Below are 20,286 nucleotides of genomic sequence, written 5' to 3' on the forward strand. Positions count from 1 at the left end.
GTCTTCAGTCCTGGGCTGGCGCCGCAGGTGAGCCCGCCCACACGGGGCCGCCCAGTTGCTGCAGATAGCTTCGCACATCCTCGGGCCAGGCGGCGGTGTGCTGTGCAAAGGCTTCGGCCTGGCGTGCAAACAGGGCGCGGCTGGCGTCCTCGAAATGGGGCAGGTCGCCCGCCATCTCGCTCATGAAGCGGTAGACGGCTTCGGTGGCGGCGCGCACGGCATCCTGTGCGGCGTGCTTGCCGCGCGCCTCGTCCACCAGCCTGCGCAGTGCGCCGGAGGCGCCGCCGGGCTGGCGGTTCAGCCATTCCCAGTGCCGTGGCAGCAAGGTGACTTCGCGTGCCACCACGCCCAGCTTGGGGCGGCCCACGCTGCGCGGGGCGGCGGCTTGACCGGGTGCGGGCGATGCGGCCAGTTCGCTGCGCCAGTCCAGGTCCAGCCGCATGCCGCTGTGGTCGTCGAAAACCCACAACGGCGGTGCCGATCCACTGCCCTGCGCCTGTTGTTCATGGCTTTGCAGGAACTGCAGGACGGCAGGCCTGTCCCCCTGGAGCAGACGGCCATGGCCCTGGAAGATGGTGTAGCTGGGTGCGGGCTCGGCGCCCGCCATGCAAGAGTCGGTAGTCATGCGGCAGATATTAGCCGGGTAAAATTAGCAAGTCAATTAAATCCGGGTAAATATCTGCGTGGATACCGCGCGCCCAAAGAAAAAGCCCCTGGCAGAGACTGCCAGGGGCTTCGCAGAGGGAACTGCAGGCGTTGTTTAGACGCGCTTGCGGTACTCGCCCGTGCGGGTGTCGATTTCGATCTTGTCGCCCTGGCTCACGAACAGGGGCACGGGCACTTCGAAGCCGGTGGCAATCTTGGCAGGCTTGAGCACCTTGCCCGATGTGTCGCCCTTGACGGCGGGTTCGGTCCAGGTGATTTCGCGTTCCACGGAAGTGGGCAGTTCGCAGGAGATGGCCTTGCCGTCGTAGAACACGACTTCGGCTTCCATGCCGTCTTCCAGGTAGTTGATGGCGTCACCCATGTTGGTGGCTTCCACTTCGTACTGGTTGAAGTCGGCATCCATCCACACGTACATCGGATCGGCGAAGTAGGAGTAGGTGCACTCCTTCTTGTCCAGGATCACGTTGTCGATCTTGTCGTCGGCCTTGAAGACGACTTCGGTGCCCATGTTGCCCAGCAGGGACTTGAGCTTCATGCGGACGGTGGCGGCGCCGCGGCCACCGCGAGCGTATTCGGTCTTCAGGACGATCATCGGGTCCTTGCCGTGCATGATCACGTTGCCGGCGCGGATTTCTTGAGCGATTTTCATAGCTTGCTTGGCTGAGGTTGAGCCGCTCAACAGGGCAGGCAAGCGAAGTCGCTGGGACGGTGCGCCTGCCGCAGTTCCGCGGCGGGTGCAACCCTGGTTGGTCGATGGCGGCCGGCTGGCGGTCGCCCGCAGCGGCGCCTCCAGGGAGGCAAAACGTGCATTCTAGCTTTTTTCGGTCACGAAAGCTTGTAGCTGCTCAATCAATGGGGTCTGTTGCAGCAGCCGCGAGCGTGCCGCCTGCACGCATTCCTGCCATTGCTGCAGCAGCGCGGGCGTGATTGCGGGCAGCGTGCTTGCCGGTGCCATGCCGTTCCAGGCATGGTGGAAGGCGCGCAGGCTGGCTGGTGCCTGCAGCCAGTCAAGAAAGGCGTCGAGCTTGTCGTGATGGGCGTCGTCGTGCTGGGGATAGATGTGCCAGACCAGCGGCTGGCCCGCCCACAGTGCGCGTACCAGCGAATCCTCGCCACGCACCAGGTTCAGGTCGCAGGCCCAGAGCATTTCATCGAACTGAGGTTGAGGGCAGGGCTGCAGCGCATGCCGGGTCACCGCGCCTTGTTCCGTGGCGGGCACGCTGGCCATGGCCTGTTGCACGGCGGCGGCTGCGCGCCCCGGGGTCACCAGCAAATGCGTGGCCTGCGGGACCGGGGGGGCTGAATGCAGCTCGGCCAGCCATTGCGGCAGGGCAGGGGGCTCGTAGCAGAACAGAGAGATGGCGCAATCGCCGGTGCCTATGCCGTGGCGTGTGCGCCAGGCCTGCCGGCCCTCGGAAGCAAAAGCTGCCTGGCGCGCGGCCAGGTCCGGCTCGCGCAGCAGGCCGCCCGTGGCGGCCGTGAAGCCCGGGTAGAAGAACCAGCGCGTCAACCCCGCAGCCGGCCCCGACATCAGCGGCGAGGGCAGGCGGTGGCAGCGCTCCACATAGTCCTCTGCCGACAGGTATTCGAGGTTGATCCACAGCGGTGCCCGGCGCGCGATGGCCGCCAAAAAGGGCGGCGGGATCTCGCAGCCGAAGGCCTCGATGACCACATCACCCATGGACTGCGGTACGTCCTGCGCCTGCGTGGGCCAGCCGTGCACGCTGAGCCCGGCCGGGTGCGGCCGGGGAGCCATCCAGGCCAGGGCGCTGGCGTCGTCCATCCACAGCCGCACGCGCTGGCCGCGTGAGGCCAGGTCGGCCGCCGCGCGCCAGCACACGCCGATGTCGCCAAAGTTGTCTATGACCTGGCAGAAGATGTCCCAGGTCCGTGCAGCGGCCTGCTCTGGCAGAGGGGCCGGGGGGATGGGGTTGAAGGCAAGCATGGGGATCAGGGTTCGCACAGGTGTTCGACCAGCAACTGCGCCACTGGCGGCAGTGCCTCTTGCGAGCGCACGCACAGCATCAGCTGGCGCTCGGCCCAGGGCTCGTCCAGCGCAATGCAGCGCAGCGGCAGGGCGCCCAGGTACAGGCGTGCGCTGCCTTCGGGCAGGATGCCGACGCCCAGGCCCGAGGCCACCATCAGGCACAGCGCGTCATAGCCCGTCACCTTCATGCGCAGCCGGGGCTGCAGGCCCAGGTCGGCCGCGGCGCGCGTGATCTGGTGGTTGAGCGCGCTGCCGGCGTGCATGCCCACCAGGTCATGGTCCAGCACCTGGGCCAGCCGCAGCGAGCGCCTGCGTACCAGCGCATGGCCCTGGGGCACGATGACGATGAGGCGGTCGCGCCGGTACGGGCGCAGGCGGATCTTCTCTCCGTAGCTGCCCTGGTTGAGGATGCCGATGTCGGCCTCGTTGTCGGCCACGGCGCGTGCGATGTCGCTGCTCACGCGCTCCTGCAGGCGCACGTCCACATGCGGGTGCTGGTCCAGGAAGCGCTGCAGCTGGGAGGGCAGGAACTGGGTGATGGCCGAGATGTTGGCCATCACGCGAACATGGCCGCGCAGGCCGCTGCCGTACTCGCGCATCTGCTCGCCGATGCCGTCCAGGTCGTTGAGCACGCCGCGCGCCATGTTCAGCAGTGCATAGGCGGCGGCCGTGGGCACGCTGCCGCGGTTGCTGCGCGTGAACAGCTCCACCTGCAGCTGGCTTTCCAGCTCGGCCAGCCGCCGGCTGGCGGCCGAGGGGCGATGTGTTCACGTGCGGCGGCGCGGGCGATGGCGCTTTCCTCCATCACGGCCACGAACAGGCGCAGCGAAATCGGGTCGAGTTTCATGGGGTGGCGATTATCTCCCGGCCCCGCCCGGCTGGGTTCTGCCATGCCGGTTTGCGATGGCAGCGTCGCGCTTGAGCGTTTTGCAGCGCGCGCGGACGGCGGCAAGATCGGCGCCGCGGCAATGCCATCGGAGGCTGGCCGCAGGAGACAAAGAGGAAGCGCTAACCCATGACACAACAGACAAGGCAGGCACCCACACCCGGCGCGCTCAATGGCGTGCGCGTGGTCGAGATGGGGCAATTGATCGCAGGGCCGTTCTGCGGCAAGACGCTGGGCGAGTTCGGCGCCGACGTGGTCAAGATCGAGGCGCCGGGCGCGGGTGATCCGCTGCGCAACTGGCGCCTGATCAAGAACGGCACCTCGGTCTGGTGGCAGGTGCAGTCGCGCAACAAGCGCTCGGTGGCGCTGGACCTGCGCCAGCAGGAAGGCCAGGACATCGCGCGGCGCCTGATCGCCGAGGCCGATGTGCTGGTCGAGAACTTCCGTCCCGGCACGCTGGAAGGCTGGGGCATGTCGCCCGAAGAGCTGCATGCGCTCAACCCTGGCCTGGTCATCCTGCGCATCTCGGGCTACGGCCAGACCGGCCCCTACCGCGACCTGCCGGGCTTTGGCGTGATCGGCGAGGCCATGGGCGGCCTGCGCCACCTGACGGCCGAGCCCGGCCGCGTGCCGGTGCGCGTGGGCGTCTCGATTGGCGACACGCTGGCCGCGCTGCATGGAGTGATCGGCGTGATGATGGCCCTGTACCACCGCAAGGTGAACGGCGGTGCCGGCCAGGTCATCGACGTGGCGCTGCACGAGGCCGTGTTCAACGTCATGGAAAGCCTGCTGCCCGAATACAGCGCCTTTGGTGCCGTGCGCGAGGCGGCGGGCAGTGCGCTGCCGGGCATTGCGCCGTCCAACGCCTATCCCTGCCAGGACGGCTGGGTGCTGGTGGCCGGCAATGGCGACTCCATCTTCAAGCGCCTGATGGCCACCATCGGCCGCCAGGACCTGGCCGACGATCCGCAACTGGCCGACAACGCGGGCCGCGTGGCGCGCATCACCGAGATCGACGCCGTCATCGGCGGCTGGACGCGCTCGCAGAGCGTGCAGGCCGTTATGGACCAGCTGGCCGCCGCACGCGTGCCGGCCGGCAAGGTCTACACGGCCAAGGACATTGCCGAGGACCCGCACTACCGCGCCCGCGACATGATCCTCAGCCAGCACACGCGCGACGGAGACGACATCGAGGTGCCGGGCATCGTCCCCAAGCTCTCGCTCACGCCCGGCACGGTGCGCAGCAGTGCGCCCCATGTGGGCGATGACACCGATGCCGTGCTGGCCGAGGCCGGCCTCACGGCCCAACAGATTGCGCTGCTGCGCAGCAAGGGAGTGATCCAATGAATGCCGTCCACCCCACGGATGTCTGGCAGGGCGCGGGCCGCCGCGTTTTCTTCAACGAGGTCGGGACGCGCGACGGGCTGCAGATGGAGCAGGCCTTTGTCCCCACCGAGGACAAGATCGCCCTGGTCAATGCGCTGTCGCAGGCAGGGCTGTCCAAGATCGAGGTCACGGCCTTTGTCTCGCCCACGGCCATTCCCGCGCTGCGCGATGGCGAAATCGTCATGCGTGAGATAGAGCGCCGCCCCGGCACCGTCTACACGGCCCTGGTGCCCAATGCCCGCGGCGCCGAGCGCGCCATCGAGGCGCGCACGGACGAGCTCAACCTGGTCATGTCGGTCAGCGAGACGCACAACCTGTGCAACCTGCGCATGCAGCGCAGCCAGTCGTTTGCGGCGCTGGCCCAGGTCGTGGCCACGGCGCAGCAGGCAGGCGTGCCGGTCAACGTCTCGCTGTCGTGCTGCTTTGGCTGCCCCATGGAGGGCGATGTGCCGCAGCAGGAAGTCTTCGACTGGGTGCAGCGCTTTGCCGACCTGGGCGTGCAGGGCATCACGCTGTGCGACACCACGGGCATGGCCTTCCCGACCCAGGTGCGTGCCATGGTGGCCACCTTCCGGCAGCGCTGGCCGCAGCTGGGACTGACCCTGCACTTCCACAACACACGCGGCATGGCCCTGGGCAATGTGCTGGCCTCGATCGAGGCGGGCGGCGACCGCTTCGACGCCTCCATCGGCGGCCTGGGCGGCTGCCCCTACGCGCCCGGCGCATCGGGCAATGCCTGCACCGAGGACATCGTCCACGCGCTGCAGCTCATGGGCTACGACACCGGCGTGGACCTGGCGCAGATCGTCGCGGCCGCGCGCAGCCTACCCGCGCTGATCGGCCATGACACGGCCAGCCAGATCGCCAAGGCCGGTGCGCGGCTGGACCTGCACCAGCCACCAGCCGACTTTGCAGCCATCCGCGAACGGGCTTTGGCCAAGGGCTGAGGCCGGCGCGCATTCTCATTCACAAGAACCGAGCAAACCAAGGAGACAAAGATGAAGAAGATTCAACGCAGACAGATCGCAGCCGTGGCCATGGCCATCGCAGGGCTGGGCCTGGGCGGCACAGCCGCGCTGGCCCAGGGCGGCTACCCCGCCAAGACCATCACCATGATCGTGCCGGCCGCAGCCGGCGGCACCACCGACCTGGCGGCGCGCATGGCGGCCCAGGCGCTGGCGCCCGTCATCGGCCAGTCGGTGGTGGTGGACAACAAGGGCGGCGGCAACGGCTCCATCGCAGCCAGCCTGGTCAAGCGTGCCGAGGCCGATGGCTACACCCTGCTCATGCAGTACTCGGGCTACCACGTCATCTCGCCCCACCTGACCAAGGCCCGCATCTGGGAGCAGGGCGACTTCCAGCCCGTGGCCAATGTGCTGTCGGCGCCGCAGATCATCGTGGTGCGGTCCGAGCTGCCCGTGAAGACGCTGGCCGAACTCGTGGCCTATGCCAAGGCCAACCCCGGCAAGCTGAACTACGCCTCGTCGGGCAATGGCTCGCTTCAGCACGTGACGGGCGCCATGCTGGAGCAGCAGGCCGGCATCAAGATGGTCCACGTCCCCTACAAGGGCACCGGCCCCGCGCTGCAGGACCTGCTGGGCGGCCAGGTGGACCTGACCTTCGGCACGGCGCCGCCCTTCATGCCCCACGTGCAAAGCGGCAAGCTGCGCGTGCTGGCCGTCACCGGCACCCAGCGCCTGCCCAGCCTGCCTGACGCGCCCACCACGGCCGAGGCCGGCTATGCGGGCGTCAACGCCACCTCCTGGTTTGCCGTGTTCGCGCCCGCCGCCACGCCCAAGCCCGTGATCGACAAGCTCACGGCCGACCTCAAGAAGGTGGTGGAGAACCCGGCCTTCAAGCAAAAGGCACAGGAGCAGGGCGCCACGGCGGACTACATGAGCCCGCAGCAGCTGGGCGCCATGGTCAAGACCGAGTGGTCCAACTGGGCCCAGGTGGTCAAGTCCTCGAAGATCGAGGCCGAGTAAGAGCCCCGGGGGCCCGCAGGCCCGCTGCGGCGGGCCCGGGCAGCGGCCACAATAGGCGCATGTCCGAACCCCATTCCGATGAACTGCTGGCCCAGGTGGCAGCGCTGCCGGGTCTGCCCGGCGTCTACCGCTATTTCGACGCGGCAGGCACGCTGCTGTACGTGGGCAAGGCCATCAACCTCAAGCGCCGCGTCTCCAGCTACTTCACCAAGAACCATGGCGGCACGCGCATAGGCCACATGGTGGGCAAGATCGCCCGCATGGAGACCACGGTGGTGCGCTCCGAGGCCGAGGCCCTGCTGCTCGAAAACAACCTCATCAAGACGCAGCACCCCAAGTACAACATCCTGTTTAGGGACGACAAGAGCTATCCCTACCTGAAGATCACCGGCGTGGCCGCGCGCGACGGCCAGGCTGGCGAGCCTGCCCACCAGCGCTTCGCGCGCATGGCCTACTACCGTGGTGCCGTGGACAAGCGCCACCGCTACTTCGGTCCCTATCCCAACGCCTGGGCCGTCAAGGAAAGCATCCAGTTGCTGCAGAAGGTCTTCCGGCTGCGCACCTGCGAGGACACGGTCTTTGCCAACCGCTCGCGCCCCTGCCTGCTCTACCAGATCAAGCGCTGCAGCGGCCCTTGCGTGGATCTGATCTCGCCCGAAGCCTATGCGCTGGACGTGCGCAATGCCGAGGCCATGCTGCGCGGCGAAACCCAGGAACTGCTGCGCCAGCTCGAGGCCCGCATGATGGAGCACGCCGGGCGCATGGAATACGAGCAGGCCGCCGAGGTGCGCAACCAGATGACGGCGCTGTCGCGCGTGCTGCACCAGCAGGTCATAGAAACCGCCGACGACCGCGACGTGGACATCCTCGCCGTGAAGGTGCAGGGCGGCCGCGCCTGCGTGAACCTGGCCATGGTGCGCGGCGGCCGCCACCTGGGCGACCGGCCGTACTTTCCCGCCAACCTGGGCGATGCCGCCTCGGTCTACGCCGGCGAGGAAGAGGCCAATCTTGCCGAATCCGCGCGCCCGGTCGAGGACATCGTGCTGGAGGCCTTCATCGCCCAGCACTACACCGGCGTGGCCGTGCCGCCCGTGCTCATCGTCAGCCACCCGGTGGACAAGAAACTGCTGGCGCTGCTGAGCGAGCAAGGCGGCGTGCGCATCACCGCCGTGCAGCAGCCGCGCGAGCAGCGGCGCATCTGGCTGGAGATGGCGCAAAAGAACGCGGACATCCAGATGGCCCGCCTGCTGGCCGAAGAGGGCTCGCAGCAGGCGCGCACGCGCGCGCTGGTCGAGGCTCTGGACCTGGCCTGCGAGAACCTGGACGAGCTCACCATCGAATGCTTCGACATCTCGCACACGGCGGGCGAGGCCACGCAGGCCTCCTGCGTGGTCTTCCATCACCACAAGATGCAAAGCAGCGAATACCGGCGCTTCAACATCGAAGGCATCACGGGCGGCGACGACTATGCCGCCATGCGCCAGGTGCTGACGCGCCGCTACAGCCGCGTGGCCGAAGCGCAAAGAGAGGCGGGCGGTGCCGAGCTCACGGGCAAGCAGCCGCAACTGCCGGACCTGGTGCTGGTCGACGGTGGCAAGGGCCAGGTCAGCATGGCGCGCGAAGTCTTCGAGCAGCTGGGCCTCGATGTCTCGCGCATCGTGGGCGTGGAAAAGGGCGAGGGGCGCAAGGTCGGCCTGGAAGAGCTGGTCTTTGCCGACGGGCGCGAGAAGATCTACCTGGGCTACGACTCGGCCGCGCTGATGCTGGTGGCCCAGATCCGCGACGAGGCCCACCGCTTCGCCATCACCGGCATGCGCGCGGCGCGTGCCAAGGTGCGCGTGGGCGGCGGCAAGCTCGAGGAGATTCCGGGCGTCGGCCCCAAGAAGCGCGCGCGCCTGCTGCAGCGCTTTGGCGGCGTGCGCGGCGTGTCCGAAGCCACCGTCGAGGATCTGTGCAGCGTGGACGGCATCTCGGCCGCGCTGGCTGAAGATATCTACCGTGCATTGCATTGAAATGACCGTCCCGCAGGCTGCACCGCGGGCCTTGAAACAGAACCTCAAACACCAAGGTACGTGACACAATGGCGGCCATGTTTCTCACAATCCCCACCTTGATGACCTGTACGCGGATCGTCGCGATTCCGCTGATCGTCGGGGTGTTCTACGCGCCGTTCGATGTGGCGACCCGCAACCTGGTCGCCACGGTCATGTTCATCGTCTTCGCGGCCACCGACTGGCTCGACGGCTACCTGGCGCGCAAGCTCAACCAGACATCGGCCTTCGGGGCCTTCCTCGACCCGGTGGCCGACAAGTTCCTGGTCTGCGCGTCGCTGCTGGTGCTGGTGCACCTGCAGCGCACCGATGTGTTCGTGGCCCTGATCATCATCGGCCGCGAGATCGCCATCTCGGCCCTGCGCGAGTGGATGGCGCACCTGGGCGCGGGCAAGAGCGTGGCCGTCCACATGCTGGGCAAGCTCAAGACCACGGCGCAGATGGTGGCCATTCCCTTCCTGCTGTACGACGGCCGTGTGTTCGGCATGATCGACACCGGCGTCTGGGGCCAGGTGCTGATCTGGGTGGCGGCGGTGCTCACCGTCTGGTCGATGGTGTACTACCTGCAAAAAGCCCTGCCCGAGATCCGCGCGCGGGTCACGCACTGAGGTCCTTTCCGGCCGTTCCCGGGATCCTGCGCCAGACACGTCAAACTGTCTGGCGTTGCTATTTTTTTGGAAGCATTTGAATCAGGCAGGGCAGCCGCTGCGGCGTCGTGGATGCGAAGCGGTGAGGCGCATTGCAGCACTGGCAAGGCCTGCAGCGGACAAGTCCATTGTCAACCCTTGTCAATTCGTGAAGCCGCTAGCCTGCGCCGGGCGCAAAAAACCGGCCGCAAAGCCAAAGCTGGCGCCAAAACCGCATAGAATTGTCCCCTGTCGCTGCGATGCGCAGCGTGCATTGACACCTGGAAGGTCGATGGCTTTAATTCACCGATGTCTGCCCCGAGGCAGGCGTCGAACGGCAAGCCAGATTCCGTATCCGTCGCGCCGGGTTTCTGGCCGAGCCAAGTTGGTGGCCGCAGAGACATCCCATTCACTTATTTCTCCAGAGGCATCTTGTGAATAAAACCGAACTGATTGAGCACATCGCTAACAACGCCGACATCTCCAAGGCTGCGGCTGCTCGTGCACTGGATTCCACGATTGAGGCTGTGAAGAAAACCCTCAAAAAGGGTGGTACAGTGTCGCTCGTTGGTTTTGGCACATTCGCCGTTGGTAAGCGCGCTGCTCGTACGGGCCGCAACCCCCGCACCGGCGAAACCATCAAGATCAAGGCCGCCAAGGTTCCAAAGTTCCGTCCGGGCAAGGCATTGAAAGATGCCCTGAACTGACACCAGTCAAGGTGGGGTGCTTAGCTCAGTTGGTAGAGCGGCGCCCTTACAAGGCGTAGGTCGGCGGTTCGACCCCGTCAGCACCCACCAAGAACAAAAGGCGAACGAAAGTTCGCCTTTTCTATTTCTGCCATTGAAAGACGACAGACCATGTTCGAATCCATCCGCAAGCATTCCAAGTTCGTGATGATCTTGTTGTTCTTGCTGATCATTCCCTCGTTCATCTTCGTGGGTGTGAACCAGAACTACTTCACAGAGTCCAGCGTCATCGTCGCACGTGTCGATGGTCATGAGATCAAGCAGGCCGACTGGGAGAACGCGCACCGCATGGAGAGTGATCGCCTGCGCGCCGAGAACCCCAACATCGACCCCAAGCTGCTGGACTCGCCGCAGGCGCGCTACGCCACGCTGGAGAAGATGGTGCGTGACCAGGTGCTGGCTGCTGCCGTGCAGAAGATGCATCTGGCAGCGTCCGATGCCCAGCTGGTGCGCACGCTGCAGGAGATCCCCGCGATTGCCGCGCTCAAGAAGCCTGACGGCTCGATGGATGCCGAGGCCTATCGCGCCCTGGTTGGATCGCAGGGCCTGACGCCCGAAGGCTTCGAGGCCAACCTGCGCCGCGAGCTGTCCATGAACCAGGTGATGGGTGGCGTGACGGGTACGGCCTTTGCGACCGACACCCAGGTCAAGCAGGCCATCGATGCGCTGTACCAGCGCCGCGAAGTGCAGGTGGCACGCTTTGAAGCCAGCGCCTACGCCAGCAAGGTCCAGCCCACCGAGGCAGACCTCAAGGCCTACTACGACGCTCACACCAGCCAGTTCCAGCAATCGGAGCAGGCCAAGGTGGAATACCTGCTGCTGGACGTTCCCAGCATCGAGGCCGGCATCACGCTGAGCGAAGACGATGTGCGTTCCTACTACAACCAGAACGCCGAGCGCCTGGCCGGCCCCGAAGAGCGCCGTGCCAGCCACATCCTGATCAATGCAAGCAAGGATGCGCCTGCCGCCGAGCAGGAAAAAGCCAAGGCCAAGGCCGAGGAACTGCTGGCCGAGCTGCGCAAGGACCCCAAGCGCTTCGCCGAACTGGCCAAGGCCAATTCGCAGGACGGTGGCTCCGCTGCATCGGGTGGCGATCTGGGCTACTTCGGCCGCGGTGCCATGGTCAAGCCCTTCGAGGACGCAGCCTTCGGCATGAAGGTGGGCGACATCAGCGACGTGGTGCACAGCGACTTCGGCTACCACATCATCTCGCTGGTGGACATCAAGAAGCCCAAGGCGCCGAGCTTCGAGCAGATGCGTCCCAAGCTGGAAGCCGAACTCAAGCAGCAGCAGGCCCAGCGCAAGTTCGCCGAACTGGCGGAAGGCTTCTCCAACGCGGTCTACGAGCAGTCGGACAGCCTGCAGCCCGTGGCCGAGAAGTTCAAGCTCACCGTGCAAAAGGCAGACCATGTGACGCGCCAGCCCGGCCCCAACGTCAAGGGCCCCCTGGCCAACCCCCGTTTCCTGGAGGCGCTGTTCTCCAGCGACTCGCTGAACAACAAGCGCAACACCGATGCGGTGGAGCTGGGTTCCAGCCAACTGGTGGCCGGCCGCGTGGTGGAGTACACGCCTGCCCGTACGCTGCCCATGGCCGAGGTGGGCGACAAGCTGCGCACCCTGTACGTGGCGCAAAAGTCCGCCGAACTGGCCAAGGCCGATGGCGAGGCTAAGCTCGCCGCATGGAAGGCCAAGCCTGATGCGGCGCAACTGCCTGCCGCCAAGGTGATCAGCCGTGACCAGCCCGAAGGCCTGTCGCGCGAAGTGGTGGATGCCGCCCTGCGCGCACCGACCGCTCAGCTGCCTGCCTGGACGGGTGTTGACATGGGTGCCCAAGGCTATGCCGTGGTCAAGATCAACCGTATCGTCGAGCGCCCGGCCGATGATGCACAGGCTGCTGCCGCGCAGAAGCAGGACTTCCTGCGAAGCTCTACGGTCGCAGAAGCTATGGCATACTACGAGCTTCTCAAGAAACAGCTCAAGGTGCAGATCAAGGTCCCGCGCCCCTGATGAGAGAAATTTCTAGCAAAACAGAAATTTCAGAAATCAAGCAGTTTTTTGGAATAGAATAGCGTTCTTCTACGGTGGCTGTAGCTCAGTTGGTAGAGTCCAGGATTGTGATTCCTGTTGTCGTGGGTTCGAGCCCCATCAGCCACCCCAAATAAAAAAAATCCCCAGAGCAGAAATGCTCTGGGGATTTTTGCTTTGGGCGGCAGGGGGACTGGTTGCCCCCGAAAGCTCCAGGGACGGCGGGCAAGGTCCCTGCCGGCTGCGGCTGCATGGAGGATGGCGGCATCCTGCCCGTTGCCCGCGTCCCCCGATGCGCCTTTGTTCCTGCTGCTCCCGATCCGTCACGCAACGCCTGTTCCAAAGCATTTGTCTGCTGGTTTTTGGCATATAATCGAATGCTTCAACGGTGGCTGTAGCTCAGTTGGTAGAGTCCAGGATTGTGATTCCTGTTGTCGTGGGTTCGAGCCCCATCAGCCACCCCAAACAAGAAAATCCCCAGTGCAGAAATGCACTGGGGATTTTTGCTTTGGGCGAAAACTTTTTCTTCCTCGGGCTGGAAGCGGGCGGGATATTCGCATGGCCAATCGCGCTGCGGCTGGATTGCGGCGGCTCATGCTGCCGTGGATTTTCAGGCGCTTGATGCGAGGCCTGCCTGCCTGACTTCGCGATCTGCCGTATCGCCACCGTGGCCATGCCCGTTGCGCGGGCTGTTCCGCCGAGCTTGCGTGCGCGGACGGCGGGCCGGGCTTGCTGGATGGGGTGTTGCGCTCTGCGCAGGTTTTTATAAGACAAGTCCTATATTTGTCCCATGACCTGTGTCAATAGGTGTTTTGCATTGCTGTTGAATTACGATTGCAAACATCAATCAAGAGCAATGGCGCAGGGCTTGCAGGCCTGTCGCACGGTCCCTCGCCAACGAAAAGCACGCTTGCATGAAAAATCCCGGTTACACGCGCAACGGCTGTCCAGGCGGCAGGTGGCAACGGCCCCGTGGCTTCACCCTCATCGAGATGATGGTTGTGGTGGCGCTGGTCGCGATTCTGGCCGCTCTGGCCGCTCCTTCCTTCATCGTCCAAATAGCCAACCAGCGCGTCAGCTCGGCTGCGCTCGAGTTGCAGTCGTTGCTGCAGCTGGCTCGCTCCGAAGCGGTCTACAAACGGGTGGAAAGCAGCTTCGTGGGCACGGGGCAGACATGGTCCGCCAAGTCGGGGGGGCAACTGGTGCGCGAGGCCCGGGTGCCTGATGCCGTGACCGTGTCGCCCTCGGGTGATTCTTCCCAGGGCGTCCTGTTCGAAACCACGGGGACCGCCAGGCAGTTCTCCGGCGCCAGCACGCTGTACACGCTGACCGTCACGGCTCGCCATGCCACGCGCATGCACTGCCTGAGAGTGACTCGCGCCGGGCTTGTGCGCCAGCAGCGGCTGCCTGCCGGCGGCAGTTGCTGATGCGCGTGCAACGGGTCTGCAACATGTCCATTCCTTTTCCTTCTCGCAGGCAACGCGGCGCAGGCCTTATCGAGGTACTCGTCGCCGTGCTGCTGGTGGCCGTGGGGCTGCTGGGCGCCGTGCGCATCCATGTGCGCGCCATTGAATACACCGTGGATACCGAGCGGCGCCAGATGGCATCCATGCTGGCTTCCGAACTGCTGGAGACCCTGCGGGGGATACGGCCACGGTCCTTGACGCGAAGGGCTCGCCCGTGGAGGAACTGGCCGGCTATCAGAAGCTACAGGGGGCCGCGATGCCCGCGGCCCCTGCGGCCTGCCAGCCTTTGCCGCAGCCGCGGGAGCAGCGCCTGGCCTGCTGGGGCGACCGGGCCCGCAAGCTGGTGCCCGATCTCACCGCGGACCGCATCGACAGCTCCTTCGCCGTGAGCGCCGATGCCGATGGCCTGGTGTCCGTGACGGTGGCCTGGCCGGTCAAGAAAGGCCAATGTCTGGATGGAAGCGACAATGAATTTTGTACATTCACGCTGCGGTCGCGGCTTTGAGCGCGGGCCGGGCGCATGGGCGTGCCGCATGCGCATGCCGTCCCAGGCGGGCCTGTCCCTGGTGGAGATTATGGTGGCGCTGGCCATCGGCCTGTTCCTCGTGCTGATTGCCACCACCATCTATATGCAGGGGCTGTCGAGCTTCGGCTTTCGCGTGGGGCAGAGCGAGAACCTCGGCAACAGCCGGCTGGCGCTGGCCGTGCTGGACTCCGAGTTCTCCAAGGCAGGCTACAGGAGGGACCCTTCGCAGGCGATATTCGACGCATTTCCTGCCGATTCCTCGCCCCATCCCAACGGCTGCCAGTTCGCCCAGGGACAGGCGCTCTACGCGGCTGACGCGCAGAGCATCTGCCTTCGCTTCCAGCCCCGGGACGCTGCAGAAACCGATTGTGCGGGCACGCCCGCGAACCTGGGAGCCGCCGGCCCCTATGACGCTCCGGCGCCTGCGACCGGCATGTTCGCGGAGAAATACACCGTTGAAAGTGGTGTGCTGGTGTGCCGGGCGGCGCAGGAGGTTGTGCCGCTTGCCGATGGCGTGCGGGCGGTGCATTTCGAGTTCGGCATCGATCGGCAGACAGCGCCCGGCGCGATACGTCGGGTCGATGCCTTCGCGGCCACGTTGCCCGGGCAGCAGGAAGCCATCCGTTCCCTGCGCCTTGCCCTCTTGCTGGAAAGCTCCGGCAAGGTGACGCAGGGCATGGCCTCCACCGTCTGCGAGCGTTGGGCGCAACTGGGCGGCGCCGCGGCCCGATGCGATGCGAATGCCGGCGCCCTGCTGCAACTGGCCACCGGCACGCTCACCCTGAGGAATCTGATGCCATGACCGCGCTGATCGGAGCCCGGAGCCGCCGCTGCATGTCCTGTGTCCTGCACGGGCGCCAGCGCGGCAATGCCTTGCTGGTGTCCATGATCATGCTGCTGCTGGTGTTGTTGTTGGCGGTGGTCGGCATGCGCGTGGCCACGCTGGAGGCGCGCATCGCCGCCAACATGGTGGATAGCCAGCGGCTGTATGAAACCGCGGATGGCACGCTGCGAGAAGGCGAGCGCAAGCTGCTGGAGCATGCCGTCGCACTCAAGCCATGCAATGGCGCCGGCACTCCGGTGGCCGAGGGCAGCAGCATTCCCTGCTCGGTGTCCGATGTGCGTACGGATTCCATCGGGCTCGGTACGGATTTCCGGACGACCAAGGCCAAGGCGGCCGGGTTTCAGAAGCCCGATGGGTACTGGTATCCCCGATACATCACGACCGCCTGTCCCAAGTCGGGTAGTGCGACGTCCGCGCTGGATGCACCCGCCACCGGCTGCACGGACTTCTATGAGGTCAATGCCCAGGCCACGGAAAAGTCGCAGGCCCAGGCCTGCGGAGCGGATGCGCTGTGCCTGCGGTCCAGCGTCAACATGTTCATAAAGTAAGCAGGGGGAGGGAGCTTCAATGGCTCGCATTGCAAGTTGGAAAACCATGCAGGGCCCGAGGGCCCTGGCCCTGGCGCTGTGGACGTGCGCACTGGCACTGGCCGGTACGCCGGCGCATGCCCAGGGGCGCGCGGACACCGTGCTGTCCCAGATGCCGCTGTTCGTGAACCAGGCGTTGGCGCCCTTGAACATGCTGGTGATGGGGCGTGACCACAAGCTGTACTACGAGGCCTACAACGATGCCTCCGACCTCAACGGCGACGGTGTGATCGATGTCGGGTACAAGCCGGACCAGATCGACTACTACGGCTACTTCAACAACAACGTCTGCTACAGCTATTCCAAGGGTGTTTTCGTGCCCTCGCAGGCAGCGACCGGAAGCAACAGGAAAAAGTGCTCGAACAACTGGAGTGGCGACTTCCTGAACTATCTGGGCACATCGCGCATGGACGCCATACGCCGCGTGCTTTATGGCGGCATGCGTGCGGAGGACACGGCTTCGCGCACCGTTTTGCAGACCGCCTACATTCCCAGGGATGCGCACAGCTGGGGCAAGGCCTATGACCCTGCGCGGGATCTCGGGGTCTACAGCATTTCGGACTATGCGCCGCTGCGCCAGCCGGCGTCCGGCACGCGCCATCTGTTTGCCGTCACCACGCTGGGGGAGGCCGCTGGCGTCATCACCCAGTTGCGCGTGCTCAATGACTCCTCGTTCCAGATCTGGGATTGGGTGTCCCAGGAGGGCTTTGCAGGGCAGAGCAACTGTGCAGGCGGCAATTCGTGCGCGCGAGGCACCAGCAGGATCACCGACTACAACCTGCTTGTGGAGGCCTGCTCCAGCAGCAATGTCCAGTTGCTCGAGGCCAGCTGCAAGGCCTATCCCAACGGCGGCAAGACCATCTACAAGCCCACGGGGCTGCTGCACGACTTCGGAGAGAACGGGAAGATGTACTTCGGCCTGCTCACAGGCTCGTACGAGAAAAACATCGCCGGCGGCGTGCTGCGCCGCAATATCAGCAATTTCGCAGAGGAAGTCGACCCTCAGACGGGCCAGTTCAGGACGGGTGTCAATGGCGTGGTCGCCAACATAGACCGCCAGCGCCTGATCGGCTACACCGGCGGCAAATACGTGGAATGCGGCTGGATCACGTCCGGACCCATCAGTTCGCTGGACAAGCCTTCGAAGTGCGCCATGTGGGGCAATCCCATCAGCGAGATGATGTTCGAGACCATGCGCTATTTCGGCGGCGCGTCCCAGGCCCTCGGCATCTATGACTACGCCGGCGGCTCCTCCAAGGATGCGTCCCTGGGCCTGTCCAAGCCCGCCTGGGAAACGCCCTACAAGGCCAAGGCCGAAGGCGGGGGCGGCTACCAGTACTGCTCCCGTCCCGTCATGACGGTGCTCAGCGACATCAATCCCTCCTACGACGGCAAGCTGCCCGGCAGCCGCTACGCGAGCGTCGGCGCCAGCGCCCTCAATGGCTTCAATGTCTCTGACGAGGTGGCGGCCATCGGCTCGGCCGAGCGCATAGACGGGAAGAACTTCTTCATCGGCCAGTCAACGTCGGCCAATGCCGACCAGGCTCCTTCGGTCAAGACCATTGCAGACCTGTCCTGGGCGCGCGGCCTGTCTCCCGAGGAGCCCAGCAAGGAAGGCACCTACTATGCCGCCGGTGTGGCCCGTTTCGGCGCCAGGAATGCCATCTTCGGCAACAGCCAGGGCAAGAATGCGCTGAGGACCTACTCCGTGGCCATTGCGTCACCGCTGCCGGAAATACGCTTTCCGATCGGCGGCAAACGCTTTGTGACCATTGCGCCGTTTGCCAAGACCGTCTCCGGCAGTGCCGGTGGCAGCACCGTGAACAATGCGGTCTTCACGCCGACCAACCAGATCGTCGACTACTACGTGGTCAACATTGCCAACACGGGCAAGGCGGACATCGATGCCTCGGTCAATGGCGGGCGGCCCTATGCGGAGTTCCGCATCAACTACGAGGACGTGGAGCAGGGCGCCGACCATGACATGGACGCCATCGCGCGCTACACGATCGCGCTGCAGGCCGATGGCAAGGTGAAGATCGACATGGTGTCCGAATACGCCGCTGGCGGCCTGGGACAGCACATGGGCTATGTGATCTCGGGCACCACCAAGGACGGCATGTACCTGGAGGTGCGTGACAAGGACACGGCCTCGGCCTACTACGCCTACAACACGCCACCCAATCGCGATCCGGGCTACTGCCGGGGCAGCATCTCGGCCCAGCAGCGCACGGAATGCACGAACCTGGGGCTCACGGCCACCCGCAGCTTCACTCCGGGCAATGCGACCGACGCGGGCAGCTTCCTGAAGGGGCCGCTGTGGTATGCCGCCAAGTACGGAGTGCCGGACCGCGACCCCTCCAAGATCACGGGAGATCCGGACAACTATTTTCTGGTGACCAATGCCGGCACGCTCAAGGACCAATTGACCAAGGCGTTCAACGACATCCTGCAGAGCATCAGTTCCGTGACGGCGGTCAGCGTGGACATGCCCACGGCGACACTGGGCGAAGGCGCCGACCTGTACCGGACCACGTTCGAGGTCCAGTACTGGAGCGGCGATGTCATCCGCGAGAAGCTCACCACCAGCGACAGAACGCTGGTCTGGAGCGCGGCGGAACTCCTGTCGGCGCGGTCCGCCGATGACCGCAAGATCTACTATCCCAGCAGGACCGGCAGTGCCGTGTCGCTGAGCCCTTTCACGTACTCCAGTCTCAGCGGGCAGCGCTCCGATGCGTCCTGGCTGGCCGTGCTCAACACGGACCCGGCCACGAACTCCGCCGATGGCCAGGCAAAAAAGCGCATCGAGTTCCTGCGCGGCGAGGTGCGCGATGACTTGCGCGTGCGCAAGCCCCTGGACAGCGGAAAGCCCAATGTGCTGGGCGATATCGTCAATTCCTCGCTGGTGCGGGTCAAGGGCGGCCTGTACCGCGCCTCCGCTGCGGACAAGCTGGAGGGCAGCACCACCTATGCCGCCTTTGCCGCGAAACAGGCTGCCAAGGAGATGCTGTATGTGGGCGCCAACGACGGCATGCTGCACGCCTTCGACGCGGCATCGGGCAAGGAGGAGTTCGCCTTCATTCCATCGGGCGTGAAGGATTCGCTCAATGTCCTGGCGTCCCGGTATGGCGCGGGCGGCGCTCCGCACCGCTATTTCGTGGACGGGACGCCCGTGGTCTCGGATGTCTACTTCGGCAACGCCTGGCACAGGGTGCTGGTCGGCAGCCTGGGCGCGGGCGGGCGGCAGGTCTTCGCGCTGGACGTCACGGACCCCACCTCCCCCCGGTTGCTGTGGGAGTTCGGGGTTGAACAGGACGAACGCATGGGCTACTCGATGCCCGCGCCTGTCGTTGCGCGGCTCAACGACGCCGGCCGGTCCAAGGGCAGGTGGGTGGTGTTCCTGTCCAATGGCTACCAGGCGTCGAACAGCGCCTCCGGCGAGTCCAGCCTGTTTGTGCTGGATGTCTCCAGTGGCGAGGTCATCCGGCGCTTTGATTTCGCGGCAGGCATGACGGCCGCAGAGCTGAACGCGCTGCCTGCGCCGAAGAACGGCCTGTCGCGTGCCGCCGTGGTGGACAACAACGGCGATGGCAAGGTGGACCTGGCCTATGCCGGTGATCTTGCGGGCAATGTATGGCGCGTGGACCTGGCCAGCGGTGCCAGCGGCTCATGGAATGCGCAACTGTTCTTTGTGGCACGCGAGTCCGAACGCAGCGGCGGCAAGCGGCTGTCCATCACCACCGCACCCTACGTGGTGCGGCACTCCAGCGGCAAGGGCGATGTGGTGGCCTTCGGTACGGGCCGCTTCATGACGGATGACGACAAGCTGGACATGCGCCGGCAATCGGTGTTCGGTATCTGGGATCGCTACGGCACACCCGCCACGACTGCGCCGCAGCCGCTGCCTACCGCCGGCAAGGGACGCGGGGATCTGCAGGCCCAGCAGTTCACCCAGGTGAGCGGCTTTCCGGGCAAGTTCGCCCTGTCGGCCAACCCGGTCACCTGGTACAAGGACGCCACCAGCACCGCCGACTCCAATGTGCACAGCTGGGGCTGGTACGTCGATCTGCCGCGCGACGGAGAAAGACTGGTCTACGACATGAGCCTGTACGGGCGGGGACTGGTGTTCACCTCCATCCGCCCACCGCTGGGCGACCCCTGCTCCGCGGGTCTGGCCAGCACGATCTACGCCATCGATCCCGACACCGGGGGCAAGACCGACTATGTCGCCTTCGATGTGAACGGCGACGGCATCTTCAACGCCTCCGACAACCTGGCAGGCCAGCAGGTCAACGGCCGCGAGGTGGGGCCGGGCAGGACCACCATCAGCGGCGCGAAGATCTTCGACTCCAGCGGAAAGCCAAGCGGGGCGGGAGACCCAGTCAAGACCGGGGGCGACGATATCAACAGCGGAGTGGACCGGGGGCGACAGAGCTGGCGCCGCCAGCCAGCGAACCCGTGACCGCCATGCCATCCACTACACACCCATCCACTACACACAGGGG

At 65.4% G+C, this 20,286-nt stretch carries 15 protein-coding genes, 3 tRNA genes and 2 pseudogenes; 16 read left to right on the plus strand and 4 right to left on the minus strand.

What is annotated here, in order from left to right:
* Window positions 1-4: 4 nt before the first annotated feature.
* From CLV01_RS13370 to CLV01_RS13385, 4 genes and pseudogenes are all read right to left on the minus strand, one after another.
* Entirely contained in the window at window positions 5-607 is a 603-nt protein-coding gene (locus tag CLV01_RS13370; RefSeq protein ID WP_099734108.1) for a DUF2239 family protein, read from the minus strand.
* Window positions 608-760: 153 nt separating this feature from the next.
* The gene (efp, locus tag CLV01_RS13375; RefSeq protein ID WP_012204719.1) at window positions 761-1,315 is read right to left on the minus strand and encodes an elongation factor P; all 555 of its coding nucleotides are present in this window, start codon (window positions 1,313-1,315) and stop codon (window positions 761-763) included.
* 162 nt (window positions 1,316-1,477) lie between these two features.
* Window positions 1,478-2,611 carry an elongation factor P maturation arginine rhamnosyltransferase EarP gene (gene earP / locus CLV01_RS13380; protein ID WP_099734107.1) on the minus strand — a complete coding sequence of 378 codons (1,134 nt, stop codon included), beginning with the start codon at window positions 2,609-2,611 and terminating at the stop codon, window positions 1,478-1,480.
* 5 nt (window positions 2,612-2,616) lie between these two features.
* A pseudogene (locus CLV01_RS13385) lies at window positions 2,617-3,500 on the minus strand (LysR family transcriptional regulator).
* Between the two features lie 168 nt (window positions 3,501-3,668).
* On the opposite strand from CLV01_RS13385, the gene CLV01_RS13390 reads away from it, so the two are divergent.
* From CLV01_RS13390 to CLV01_RS13460, 16 genes and pseudogenes are all read left to right on the plus strand, one after another.
* Window positions 3,669-4,886 carry a CaiB/BaiF CoA transferase family protein gene (locus CLV01_RS13390; RefSeq protein ID WP_099734106.1) on the plus strand — a complete coding sequence of 406 codons (1,218 nt, stop codon included), beginning with the start codon at window positions 3,669-3,671 and terminating at the stop codon, window positions 4,884-4,886.
* A complete protein-coding gene (locus tag CLV01_RS13395) occupies window positions 4,883-5,872 on the plus strand; it encodes a hydroxymethylglutaryl-CoA lyase (protein WP_099734105.1) in 990 nt (329 codons plus the stop codon). The genes CLV01_RS13390 and CLV01_RS13395 overlap by 4 nt, the downstream gene beginning before the upstream one ends.
* A 51-nt stretch (window positions 5,873-5,923) precedes the next feature.
* Window positions 5,924-6,910, plus strand: a complete 987-nt coding sequence (locus CLV01_RS13400; protein ID WP_043823497.1) for a Bug family tripartite tricarboxylate transporter substrate binding protein — start codon at window positions 5,924-5,926, stop codon at window positions 6,908-6,910.
* 59 nt (window positions 6,911-6,969) lie between these two features.
* Window positions 6,970-8,922, plus strand: coding sequence for an excinuclease ABC subunit UvrC (gene uvrC, locus CLV01_RS13405; RefSeq protein WP_063326573.1), 1,953 nt, complete (start codon window positions 6,970-6,972; stop codon window positions 8,920-8,922).
* 77 nt (window positions 8,923-8,999) lie between these two features.
* Window positions 9,000-9,569 (plus strand): CDP-diacylglycerol--glycerol-3-phosphate 3-phosphatidyltransferase, encoded by a 570-nt coding sequence (gene pgsA, locus CLV01_RS13410; protein ID WP_026062576.1) that lies wholly within the window; start codon window positions 9,000-9,002, stop codon window positions 9,567-9,569.
* A gap of 452 nt (window positions 9,570-10,021) precedes the next feature.
* A complete protein-coding gene (locus tag CLV01_RS13415) occupies window positions 10,022-10,294 on the plus strand; it encodes an HU family DNA-binding protein (RefSeq protein ID WP_012204727.1) in 273 nt (90 codons plus the stop codon).
* A gap of 14 nt (window positions 10,295-10,308) precedes the next feature.
* Window positions 10,309-10,384 (plus strand) — tRNA-Val (locus CLV01_RS13420).
* A 60-nt stretch (window positions 10,385-10,444) separates the two neighbouring features.
* Window positions 10,445-12,340 carry a SurA N-terminal domain-containing protein gene (locus tag CLV01_RS13425; RefSeq protein ID WP_099734104.1) on the plus strand — a complete coding sequence of 632 codons (1,896 nt, stop codon included), beginning with the start codon at window positions 10,445-10,447 and terminating at the stop codon, window positions 12,338-12,340.
* A 74-nt stretch (window positions 12,341-12,414) separates the two neighbouring features.
* Window positions 12,415-12,490: transfer RNA gene (locus tag CLV01_RS13430), tRNA-His, on the plus strand.
* 256 nt (window positions 12,491-12,746) lie between these two features.
* Window positions 12,747-12,822 (plus strand) — tRNA-His (locus CLV01_RS13435).
* 450 nt (window positions 12,823-13,272) lie between these two features.
* Window positions 13,273-13,785: a GspH/FimT family pseudopilin gene (locus CLV01_RS13440; RefSeq protein ID WP_097202792.1), complete on the plus strand. Its 513-nt coding sequence runs from the start codon at window positions 13,273-13,275 to the stop codon at window positions 13,783-13,785.
* A 23-nt stretch (window positions 13,786-13,808) separates the two neighbouring features.
* A pseudogene (locus CLV01_RS29540) lies at window positions 13,809-13,940 on the plus strand (prepilin-type N-terminal cleavage/methylation domain-containing protein); the annotation flags it as partial.
* A gap of 98 nt (window positions 13,941-14,038) precedes the next feature.
* Window positions 14,039-14,329 (plus strand): hypothetical protein, encoded by a 291-nt coding sequence (locus CLV01_RS29545; RefSeq protein ID WP_257221605.1) that lies wholly within the window; start codon window positions 14,039-14,041, stop codon window positions 14,327-14,329.
* 28 nt (window positions 14,330-14,357) lie between these two features.
* A complete protein-coding gene (locus CLV01_RS13450; RefSeq protein WP_099734103.1) occupies window positions 14,358-15,152 on the plus strand; it encodes a prepilin-type N-terminal cleavage/methylation domain-containing protein in 795 nt (264 codons plus the stop codon).
* Entirely contained in the window at window positions 15,149-15,742 is a 594-nt protein-coding gene (locus CLV01_RS13455) for a pilus assembly PilX family protein (protein WP_099734102.1), read from the plus strand. Before CLV01_RS13450 ends, CLV01_RS13455 begins: the two co-directional genes overlap by 4 nt.
* A gap of 19 nt (window positions 15,743-15,761) precedes the next feature.
* On the plus strand, window positions 15,762-20,243 hold the full coding sequence (locus tag CLV01_RS13460) for a pilus assembly protein (protein WP_099734101.1): 4,482 nt from the start codon (window positions 15,762-15,764) through the stop codon (window positions 20,241-20,243).
* Window positions 20,244-20,286 lie beyond the last annotated feature (43 nt).

The sequence above is a fragment of the Delftia sp. 60 genome (assembly GCF_002754395.1).
Taxonomy (GTDB): Bacteria; Pseudomonadota; Gammaproteobacteria; order Burkholderiales; family Burkholderiaceae_C; genus Comamonas; species Comamonas acidovorans.